The following is a 10,743-nucleotide window of genomic DNA, read 5'->3' on the forward strand; positions in this document are numbered from 1 at the left end:
AAACGCCCGGTTACATTCCGAACCCGGAAGCTAAGCCTTTCAGCGCCGATGGTACTGCAGGGGGGACCCTGTGGGAGAGTAGGACGCCGCCGAACTCCTTTTGACCTCAACCCCCGGACTCTGTCCGGGGGTTGAGGCATTTTTGCGTTCAGATGACCCCTGTTCACCTCGCCCTGGTGGCTGAGGGTAAGGTCATGGGGCATCGTTGGCTCATTCCCACAGGAGGCCCCCGGGTGGAGGTCCAGGAGACTCGCGTTCAGACGGACCGGGTCCTCACCATCCCCAACATCCTCAGCATGGCTCGCCTCGTCGGCGTGCCGCTCTTCCTGTGGCTGATCCTCCGACCTGTGTTCGGCGGACCCAACAGTGACGGCTGGGCGTTGCTCGTCCTCGCGTTCAGCGGTGTCAGCGACTATCTGGACGGGAAGCTCGCCCGGCGCTGGAACCAGATCAGCAGCCTCGGCCGGCTGCTCGATCCCGCCGCTGACCGGCTCTACATCCTCTCCACGCTCGTCGGGCTCACCTGGAGGGAGATCCTTCCGCTCTGGCTGACCCTCATCCTTTTGGCCCGCGAGCTGATGCTCCTGGTCGCCGTGGGAATCCTCCGCCGGCACGGCTATCCGCCGCCGCAGGTGAACTTCCTCGGCAAAGCTGCCACTTTCAACTTGATGTACGCGTTCCCGTTGCTGCTGCTCAGTGACGGAAACGGGTGGCTGGCGTCACTCGCCGAAGTTTTCGGGTGGGCCTTCGCAGGATGGGGTACAACTCTCTATTGGTGGGCAGGGATCCTCTACGTGGTCCAGGTCCGTCGACTCGTGAAGGCGGATACCGCGGCCGATTGAGCCCGTCCGTCCCATGCCGAGCAACGACGCCGGCGGGATCGAGGACGTCCCAGGGCCATTGAGTGGACAGGTGAAGTCGGCAGGACCGTCGTCTCTTCAAGGAGGACGCTTCCGACATGAAGGCCGTCGTGATGGCCGGTGGTGAAGGCACTCGCCTTCGCCCCATGACCTCGAGCATGCCCAAGCCTCTGCTGCCGGTGGTGAACCGGCCGATCATGGAGCATGTCCTGCGACTGCTCAAGAGGCACGGTCTCAATGAGACCGTCGTCACCGTGCAGTTCCTCGCCTCTCTCGTACGGAATTACTTCGGAGACGGGGAAGAGCTCGGAATGGAGCTCACCTATGCGAACGAGGAGAAGCCGCTCGGCACCGCGGGGAGTGTGAAGAATGCCGAGGAGGCGTTGAAGGACGACGCCTTCCTGGTCATTTCGGGGGACGCACTCACCGATTTCGACCTCACCGATCTGATCGCCTTCCACAAGCAGAAGGGCGCCCTCGTCACGGTCTGTCTGACCCGGGTGCCCAATCCGCTGGAGTTCGGCATCACGATCGTCGACGAGGAAGGCAAGGTCGAACGATTCCTGGAGAAGCCGACCTGGGGGCAGGTCTTCTCGGACACGGTGAACACGGGCATCTACGTGATGGAGCCCGAGGTCTTCGACTATGTCGAGGCGGACGTTCCGGTCGACTGGTCGGGTGATGTCTTTCCGCGCTTGATGAAGGACGGCAAGCCGATCTACGGCTATGTCGCCGAGGGCTACTGGGAGGACGTCGGCACCCACGAGAGCTACGTGAAGGCCCAGGCCGACGTCCTGGAAGGCAAGGTCCAGGTCGACATCGACGGCTTCGAGATCTCCCCGGGCGTCTGGGTCGCCGAAGGAGCCGAGGTCCATCCCGACGCCGTACTGCGCGGGCCGCTCTACGTCGGCGACTACGCCAAGGTGGAGGCCGGGGCGGAGATCCGCGAGCACACCGTCGTCGGTTCCAACGTGGTCGTGAAGAGCGGCGCCTTCCTGCACAAGGCCGTCGTGCACGACAACGTCTACATCGGGCAGCAGAGCAATCTGCGCGGCTGCGTCATCGGCAAGAACACCGATGTGATGCGGGCGGCCCGGATCGAGGACGGGGCCGTCATCGGGGACGAGTGCCTGATCGGTGAAGAATCGATCGTGCAGGGCAATGTGCGGGTCTACCCGTTCAAGACGATCGAGGCCGGCGCCTTCGTCAACACGTCCGTCATCTGGGAGTCCCGCGGACAGGCCCACCTCTTCGGAGCGCGGGGCGTGTCCGGCATCCTCAACGTGGAGATCACGCCCGAGCTGGCCGTGCGGCTGGCCGGCGCGTACGCCACCACGCTGAAGAAGGGCGCGACCGTCACCACCGCCCGCGACCACTCCCGGGGCGCGAGGGCGCTGAAACGGGCGGTGATCTCGGCGCTGCAGGCCAGCGCCATCGACGTACGCGACCTGGAGAACGTGCCGCTGCCGGTGGCCCGGCAGCAGACGGCGCGGGGCAGCGCCGGCGGGATCATGGTGCGGACCTCGCCCGGGGTGCCGGACTCCGTCGACATCATGTTCTTCGACGAACGGGGCGCGGACCTGTCGCAGGCGGGTCAGCGCAAACTGGACCGGGTCTTCGCACGTCAGGAGTACCGGCGCGCGTTCCCGGGCGAGATCGGCGACCTGTCCTTCCCGGCCAGCGTCTTCGACTCGTACACCGGCTCGCTGCTGCGGAACGTGGACACCTCCGGGATCGCGGAGGCCGGCCTGAAGGTGGTCGTGGACGCGTCCAACGGCAGTGCCGGGCTCGTCCTGCCCAGCCTGCTCGGACGGCTGCAGGTGGATTCGCTGACGATCAACCCGGGGCTCGACGAGTCGCGGCCCACCGAGTCCGCGGAGAGCCGGCGGGCCGGGCTCGTCCGGCTCGGGGAGATCGTGGCGTCGGCGCGGGCCGCGTTCGGCGTGCGGTTCGACCCGGTCGGTGAGCGGCTCTCGCTGGTCGACGAGCGGGGCCGGATCATCGAGGACGACCGGGCGCTCCTCGTGATGCTCGACCTGGTCGCGGCCGAGCGGCGGTCCGGGCGGGTCGCGCTGCCGGTGACGACCACGCGGATCGCCGAGCAGGTCGCGGCGTACCACGGCACCCAGGTGGAGTGGACGACGACCTCGCCTGACGACCTGACCCGGGTCGGCCGGGAGGAGTCGACGATCTTCGGCGGCGACGGGCGTGGCGGGTTCATCGTGCCCGAGTTCAGCAGCGTCTTCGACGGGGCGGCGGCCTTCGTGCGGCTGATCGGTCTGGTCGCGCGGACCCAGCTCACGCTGAGCCAGATCGACGCGCGGATCCCGCGGGCCCATGTGCTGAAGCGGGACATCGCCACGCCGTGGGCGGTGAAGGGACTCGTGATGCGCCGGGTGGTGGAGGCGGCCGGTGACCGGTCCGTCGACACCACCGACGGCGTGCGGGTGGTGGAGGCGGACGGCCGGTGGGTGATGGTGCTGCCGGACCCGGCGGAGGCCGTCACCCATCTGTGGGCCGAGGGGCCCGACGACGCCTCGGCGCAGGCGCTGCTCGACGAGTGGTCGGCCGTGGTGGACAGCGCAGGTCACTGACGTAACCGGGCCTGAGGAGGCCCCTGGGCCGGGCGGTACTCATGGGTGCCGCCCGGCCCGTCGGTGGGGCCATTCGGCGGTACGGCGTGCGACGTGCGACGATGTGCGGCATGTCGCAGCAGCCCCCCGTTCGGAGCACAGGATCGCCGCCTCCGCGCCCGGACGCGTCCATGTCGCTGCTGAACAACGTGATCGACCACGCCGTGGACGACGGCTACGCCGAGGCGTCGGCGCGGCGCGCGGCGGAGGGTGGTGGCCTGCCCCGTACCGTACGGGCGAAGCTCGGTCTGGCGGCGGGCCTGGTGCTCGCGGCGGCCGTGGTGACCCTCGGTGCGGCGGAGGCGCGGGTGTCCGCGCCGGTCGTCGCCAAGGAGCGGCAGGACCTGATCAACCGGATCGACTCCGAGACCTCGGCGGCGGACCGTCTGGAACAGGACGTCGAAGGGCTGCGGGCCGAGGTCGGTGAGCGCCAGCGGAAGGCGCTCGAGCAGCACGGCGGCGACCAGGCGGAACTGGTGGCGCTGCTCTCGGGCGCGACTCCGGTGCACGGGCCGGGCGTGAAGCTGGTCGTGGACGACGCCAAGGGCAGTGACACGGGCGGAGGCGGCCCCCGGGAGAGCAGCGGTTTCTCCGATACGGGGCGGGTGCGCGACCGGGACATGCAGCGGGTCGTCAACGGGCTGTGGGAGTCGGGCGCCGAGGCCGTCTCGATCAACGGGCAAAGGATGACAGCACTGTCGGCGATCCGGGCCGCGGGCGACGCCATACTGGTCGACAACAAGCCACTGGTGCCGCCGTACACGATCCTCGCCGTCGGCGACGGGCAGCGACTGAGCACCACGTTCCAGGACAGCGCGGACGGACAGTATCTGCATGCGCTGCAGGAGAACTTCGGGATCCGTACCAGCATCTCGGTGGAGGGCGACGTGCGTCTGCCGGCCGCGCCGAGTCTGATCGTACGTACAGCAGTGCCGAGGGGAGCCGGGGCGGCGAAGGCCACCGGGCAGGCCACGGCCGATACAGGGAAGGGCACATCTTGATCGCCGTACTGGGCCTGATCGTGGGAGTCGTGGTCGGACTGTTCGTCCGGCCCGAGGTTCCGGCGGTGGTCGAGCCCTATCTTCCGATCGCCGTGGTCGCCGCCCTCGACGCGGTCTTCGGCGGCCTGCGCGCCATGCTCGACGGGATCTTCGTCGACAAGGTCTTCGTGGTGTCGTTCCTGTCGAACGTGGTCGTGGCGGCACTGATCGTCTTCCTCGGCGACAAGCTGGGCGTGGGCGCGCAGTTGTCGACCGGTGTGGTCGTCGTGCTCGGCATCCGGATCTTCTCCAACGCGGCCGCCATCCGGCGGCATGTGTTCCGGGCGTGAGGCCGATGAGCGAGCAGAACGACAACAACGGCAACAGCGGCATCGAGGGCGACGACGGCAGCACCGGCAACCACGGCAACAAGCCGGGCGAGGGTGCGGTTGAGCAGCCCCAGCCCCAGCCGCAGCCTCAGCTGCCGAAGGCTCAGCCGCCGAAGTCCGGGCCCCAGCCGCCGCGGCAGCCTCCGGCACCGCAGCACCGGCCGCAACCTCAGCCCCAGCCGCAGCCTCCGGCACCGCAGCCCCAGCCCCAGCCGCAGCCGCAGCCCCAGCCGCAGCCCCAGCCTCAGGCCGAGGCCGGTGTCAGCGGGCGGCAGCGGCTGGTCGCCGCGCTGTGGCCGCCGCGGGTGAGCCGGGCCCAACTCGTCGTCGCGCTGCTGCTGTTCGTGCTCGGCCTCGGCCTGGCCATCCAGGTGCGGTCGACCAGTGACAACAGCGCGCTGCGCGGCGCCCGCCAGGAGGACCTGGTGCGGATCCTCGACGAGCTGGACGACCGCACGCAGCGCCTGGAGGACGAGAAGACCCGCCTGGAGAAGCAGCGCTCGGAGCTGGAGTCGAGCTCGGACCAGGCCGAGGAGGCGCGCAAGCAGACCCAGGAGAAGGAGCGGCAGCTCGGCATCCTGGCCGGTACGGTCGCCGCCGAGGGGCCGGGGATCACGATGACGATCACGGACTCCTCCGGCGCCGTCGAGTCGGACATGCTGCTGGACGCCATCCAGGAGCTGCGTGCGGCCGGCGCCGAGGCGATCCAGGTCAACGGCGTGCGCGTGGTCGCCGACAGCTACTTCTCGGGAAGCGGACGCGACATGAAGATCGATGGAACGCAGGTGGCCGCTCCGTACGTCTTCAAGGTCATCGGCAAGCCGGAGGATCTCGAGCCCGCGCTCAACATCCCCGGCGGCATCGTCCAGACACTGGAGAAGGAGCAGGCCACGGTCACGGTGGAGCGTTCCGGGAAGATCGTCGTCGACGCCTTGCGGCCTGCGAAGCGGCCTGACTACGCTCGGTCGTCCTCGCAGTGAGGGGTGTGATGACGGTCGCACGGCAAGGGCATGACCTTGCGGGGGGTCGCCGCACCACAAGGGTGGTGCGTGGTGGAAACTGTCGAGTGGCTACGGACGTTGTGAAGATGTCCGGGTCGGCAGGTGTGTTCAGTCAGGGTTCGTCCTGCCCCACGGGCGGGTCTGTTTCGGTCAAGGGGAATCGCCCGTGAAGTTGTTTGCGAAGTTGTTCGGCAAGAGCGGACGCGAGGACGGCGGCAACGCCAGGCATCGCGCGCCGCGGAACGCCCAGAGCGAGGAACAGGGCGCGGAGCGCCCGCTCTTCCGCGACGAGGTCGGTGGCCAGGGTGGCGACATTCCGGGCACACCGGGCGCGTCGTCTGTTGACCCTGCCGGTGCCGCGCGCATAGGTTTCGGAGAAGCATCAAGCTCAGGTGCGGGTGGAGGGTTCATCCCCGACCCGTACGCGACCCAGACCTCCGCGGGGCAGCCGCGGCAGGAGGACGCGTCCATGCCGGTGTGCACGAGGTGCGGTCACCGCAACACGGCGGACAGCCGTTTCTGCTCCCACTGCGGCACGCCGCTGCGGGGCGGAGTGACTCCGGAGCGTGCCTCCGAGACGACCTCGACGATCTCCATCTCGGGGCTCGAGGCGTACGACGCCGAGGTCACCGGCCAGATTCCGGCGCTGTCGCCCGAGGCCCTGGCGGCCGTCGAGGCGCTGCCGTCCGGTTCGGCGCTGCTCATCGTCCGCCGCGGTCCGAACTCGGGCAGCCGCTTCCTGCTGGACAGTGAGCTGACCACGGCCGGCCGGCACCCGCAGAGCGACATCTTCCTCGACGACGTGACGGTCTCCCGCCGTCACGTCGAGTTCCGGCGCCAGCCGGACGGCACCTTCACGGTGTCGGACGTCGGCAGCCTCAACGGCACCTACGTCAACCGCGAGCCGATCGACTCGGTCGTGCTCTCCAACGGTGACGAGGTGCAGATCGGCAAGTACCGGCTCGTGTTCTTCGCGAGCCAGCGGGGCGTGTGACGCCCCGGAGAACCTTCAGGGAAGGTCCATGGTGCGTACAGCGACGGGCGGTGCCGGCCTCGGCACCGCCGCCGCGGGCGAAGGGCTGGTCAGCATCGGCACGGTGCTGAGCCGGCTGCGTGACGAGTTTCCCGAAGTGACCATCTCGAAGATCCGGTTCCTGGAGGCCGAGGGGCTCGTCGAGCCCCAGCGCACGGCCTCCGGGTACCGGAAGTTCAGCCCGCGGGACGTGGAGCGGCTCGCCCGGATCCTGCGGATGCAGCGGGACCACTACCTCCCGCTGAAGGTGATCCGCGAGCACCTGGACGCGCTCGAGCGCGGCGAGCAGATCAAGCTGCCCGCGCCCGGCCCGCAGCGGGACCTGCTCGACGGGGCCACGGAGGCGGACGGTGACCGCCCGACGGCGGCCCGCGTCGGCCGCGCCGAGCTGCTCGCCGCCGCGGAGGTCACCGAGGCCGAGCTCGCGGAGTGGGAGTCGTACGGCCTGATCGCCCAGGTGGCGGGCGGTGGGTACGACGCCGAGGCCGTCACCGTCGCCAGACTCGTGGCGGATCTGGGGAGATTCGGTCTGGAACCCCGTCACCTGCGCGCCGTCAAGGCCGCCGCCGACCGTGAGGCCGGACTGGTCGAACAGATGGTCGCGCCGCTGCGCCGGCACCGTAACCCCCAGACCAGGGCCCATGCCGAGGCCACCGCCAGGGAGCTCGCCGGGCTCGCCGTACGGCTGCACGCGGCACTGGTCCAGACCGCCCTCGGGGTCCGTCTGCAGTGAGCCGGAGACGGCCCGACTACCCAAACCGGTCGGGCACGTCCTAGGGTTGCTGTGTGAACGAGCTCGACGTTGTGGGTGTCCGGGTGGAAATGCCCTCCAACCAGCCGATCGTGCTCCTGCGCGAAGTGGGAGGCGACCGGTACCTCCCTATCTGGATCGGACCGGGGGAGGCGACCGCGATCGCCTTCGCCCAGCAGGGCATGGCCCCGGCCAGGCCGCTGACGCACGACCTCTTCAAGGACGTGCTGGAGGCGCTGGGGCAGGAGCTCACGGAAGTCCGCATCACGGACCTGAGGGACGGGGTCTTCTACGCCGAGCTGGTCTTCGCCAGCGGCGTCGAGGTCAGCGCCCGCCCCTCCGACGCGATAGCGCTCGCGCTGCGCACCGGCACGCCGATCTTCGGCAGTGACGGGGTGCTCGACGACGCGGGGATCGCGATTCCGGACGAGCAGGAGGATGAGGTGGAGAAGTTCCGCGAGTTCCTCGACCAGATCTCGCCGGAGGACTTCGGGACCGGCAACCAGTAGGCGGGGCCGACGGGGCCGGGGCGCGGAGCGCCCCAGGAGCATTCGAGTAGCCTTTCCCCGGAGTGGGGCACGGGAAACCACTCTCAGGGTGATTATCACTCGGCGTGCCGAGTGTGGCGATCGTTGACGCACCCCGAGTGACTGCCTACCTTCGTGTGGGCAGGTCAAGGACGGAGGGTCGGCGTGATGAGCAGCGGCGACGGTACGGCAGGGGGCTTCCTGGGGCGTGCGCCCGGGGAGGCGGGCCCGTATCCGCTTCACGGCAGTGTGGGCGACTCCGGTACGGACGCGAGCGCGGGTACGTCGGTCGGCTCGGACGCCGTCGGCTACCGCGGACCCACCGCGTGCGCGGCGGCCGGCATCACCTACCGCCAACTGGACTACTGGGCGCGCACCGGGCTCGTCGAGCCGAGCGTGCGGCCCGCGTACGGCTCCGGGACACAGCGCCTCTACAGCTTCCGCGACGTCGTCGTCCTCAAGATCGTCAAGCGTTTCCTGGACACCGGGGTCTCCCTCCAGAACATCCGGGCGGCGGTGCAGCACCTGCGGGCCCGCGGCTTCCGCGACCTGGAGCGGATGACGCTGATGAGCGACGGCGCGACCGTCTACGAGTGCTCGTCGCCCGACGAGGTCGTGTCCCTGCTCCAAGGCGGGCAGGGCGTCTTCGGCATCGCCGTGGGCGTGGTGTGGCGGGACGTCGAGGCGGCGCTCTCCCAGCTGCACGGCGAGCGCGTCGACACCGGGGAGACGCTGATCGGGCACAACCCGGCGGACGAGCTGGCGCGCCGGCGCCGGGACAGGGCCGTCTGAGCCCGGTCGGGACCGTTCTCGGAGCCGGAGCCGGAGCCGGAGCCGGAGCCGGAGCCCGAGCCAGAACCGGAGCCATAGCCATAGCCATAGCCGGCATCAGGGGCTCGTACGGGCGTACGGCCGATTGTCAGTGGCGTAGGGCAGCATCGGAACCGTGAGAGCCGCGCCCACCATCCTGCATCTCGACATGGATGCCTTCTTCGCCGCCGCAGAGCAGGCGTCGAAGCCGAGCCTGCGCGGAAAGCCCGTGGTCGTCGGCGGGCTCGGACCACGCGGAGTGGTCGCCACCGCGTCGTACGAGGCACGGCGCTTCGGGGTGCACTCGGCGATGCCCATGGGGCAGGCGCGGCGGCTCGCGCCGAACGCGGCGTACCTGGTGCCGCGCTTCGGCTTCTACCGGGCGATCAGCGGGCAGGTCATGGAGCTGCTCGGGCGGCTCTCGCCGCTCGTCGAGCCGCTCAGCCTGGACGAGGCCTTCGTCGACCTGGAGGCCGGCGGCGTCGCCGACGACAGTGCGAGCGCGCGGGCGGCGGGGGAGCGGTTGCGGCGCGACATCCTGGCGACGACCGGGCTCACCGGATCGGTCGGGCTCGCCGGCACGAAGATGCTCGCGAAGATCGCCTCCGAGGAGGCCAAGCCCGACGGGCTCGTGCTGATAGAGCCCGGTACGGAGCGGGAGCTGCTCGGGCCGCGCTCGGTGCGGATCATCCCGGGGGTGGGGCCGGCCACCGGCGAGCACCTGCGGCGGGCCGGGATCACCACGGTGGCCGAGATCGTGGAGGCGGGCGAGGACGAGCTCGTACGCCTCCTGGGGCGGGCGCACGGGGCCGGGCTCTACCGGATGGCCCTCGGGCACGACGACCGGCCCGTGGTGGCCGAGCGGGACGCCAAGTCGGTGTCCGTCGAGGACACCTTCGACGTGGACCTGCACGACCGGCTGCGGATCCGGCTGGAGGTGGAGCGGCTCGCGGAGCGGTGCGTGGCACGGCTGCGGGGCTCGGGGCACTCCGGACGGACCATCGTGCTGAAGGTGCGGCGGTACGACTTCTCGACGCTGACCAGGTCCGAGACGCTGCGGGGGCCGACCGACGACCCGGTGGTGGTACGGGAGGCGGCGACGCGGCTGCTCGACGTCGTCGACACGACGGGTGGGGTGCGGTTGCTGGGGGTCGGGGTGAGCGGGCTCGCGGACTACACGCAGGAGGACCTGTTCGCGCAGGCGGAGCAGGCGGGCAGCGCGGGCAGCGCGGGGGATCCGGAGGTGGGGTCGGCGGCGGAGGCGGCCGTCGAGGTGCCGGCTCCGCCGCCCGGCGCCGCCACGGAGACCGCCGAGCGGCGGTGGGCGCCCGGGCACGACGTGCGGCACGCCGTGTACGGGGCGGGGTGGGTGCAGGGCAGCGGGGTCGGGCGGGTCACCGTCCGCTTCGAGGAGCCGGGGTCGGCGCCGGGGCGGGTGCGGACGTTCGCGGTGGACGATCCGGAGCTGGAGGCGTCGGATCCGTTGCCGTTGGTGGAGGGCGGGGCGGTGGCGTAGCCCGCGGGGCGCGGGCCGCGCGGGGTGCGCCCGGCCTCCGGCCGGGCTTGGGGTGCCCACCCGCACCACCCGTACAACTGAGCACACAGAGGTGCGGGTCCTCCCGTGGGCCGTCCCCGCCGCCGGCGGCTGCGGGACCGTGGACCGCGCGGCCCGGCCTGCGGCCCGGCCTGCGGCCCGGCCTGCGGCCCGGCCTGCGGCCCGGCCTGCGGCCCGGCCTGCGGCCCGGCCTGCGGCCCGGCC

At 70.6% G+C, this 10,743-nt stretch carries 10 protein-coding genes and 1 rRNA gene; all 11 read left to right on the top strand.

The window, feature by feature from the left end; translation table 11 throughout:
- Window positions 1-95, top strand: a 5S ribosomal RNA gene (gene rrf, locus ACWEV0_RS34605); the annotation flags it as partial.
- A 138-nt stretch (window positions 96-233) separates the two neighbouring features.
- Window positions 234-842, top strand: a complete 609-nt coding sequence (locus ACWEV0_RS34610) for a CDP-alcohol phosphatidyltransferase family protein (protein ID WP_453153783.1) — start codon at window positions 234-236, stop codon at window positions 840-842.
- 116 nt (window positions 843-958) lie between these two features.
- A complete protein-coding gene (locus ACWEV0_RS34615) occupies window positions 959-3,454 on the top strand; it encodes a sugar phosphate nucleotidyltransferase (RefSeq protein WP_453153784.1) in 2,496 nt (831 codons plus the stop codon).
- A 110-nt stretch (window positions 3,455-3,564) separates the two neighbouring features.
- Window positions 3,565-4,494: a DUF881 domain-containing protein gene (locus tag ACWEV0_RS34620; protein WP_453153785.1), complete on the top strand. Its 930-nt coding sequence runs from the start codon at window positions 3,565-3,567 to the stop codon at window positions 4,492-4,494.
- Complete coding sequence (locus tag ACWEV0_RS34625; RefSeq protein ID WP_158985233.1) at window positions 4,491-4,823, top strand: small basic family protein; 333 nt, start codon at window positions 4,491-4,493, stop codon at window positions 4,821-4,823. Before ACWEV0_RS34620 ends, ACWEV0_RS34625 begins: the two co-directional genes overlap by 4 nt.
- 5 nt (window positions 4,824-4,828) lie before the next feature.
- A complete protein-coding gene (locus ACWEV0_RS34630; protein ID WP_453153786.1) occupies window positions 4,829-5,842 on the top strand; it encodes a DUF881 domain-containing protein in 1,014 nt (337 codons plus the stop codon).
- 79 nt (window positions 5,843-5,921) lie between these two features.
- Complete coding sequence (locus ACWEV0_RS34635; protein WP_453153790.1) at window positions 5,922-6,857, top strand: FHA domain-containing protein; 936 nt, start codon at window positions 5,922-5,924, stop codon at window positions 6,855-6,857.
- 28 nt (window positions 6,858-6,885) lie between these two features.
- Window positions 6,886-7,629, top strand: coding sequence for a transcriptional regulator FtsR (gene ftsR / locus ACWEV0_RS34640; RefSeq protein ID WP_453153787.1), 744 nt, complete (start codon window positions 6,886-6,888; stop codon window positions 7,627-7,629).
- 53 nt (window positions 7,630-7,682) lie between these two features.
- Complete coding sequence (locus ACWEV0_RS34645; protein ID WP_389217045.1) at window positions 7,683-8,156, top strand: bifunctional nuclease family protein; 474 nt, start codon at window positions 7,683-7,685, stop codon at window positions 8,154-8,156.
- A gap of 186 nt (window positions 8,157-8,342) precedes the next feature.
- Window positions 8,343-8,966 carry a MerR family transcriptional regulator gene (locus ACWEV0_RS34650; protein ID WP_453153788.1) on the top strand — a complete coding sequence of 208 codons (624 nt, stop codon included), beginning with the start codon at window positions 8,343-8,345 and terminating at the stop codon, window positions 8,964-8,966.
- A gap of 154 nt (window positions 8,967-9,120) precedes the next feature.
- A complete protein-coding gene (locus tag ACWEV0_RS34655) occupies window positions 9,121-10,500 on the top strand; it encodes a DNA polymerase IV (protein ID WP_453153789.1) in 1,380 nt (459 codons plus the stop codon).
- Window positions 10,501-10,743: the final 243 nt, after the last annotated feature.

It is taken from the genome of Streptomyces sp. NPDC003943 (assembly GCF_053605265.1).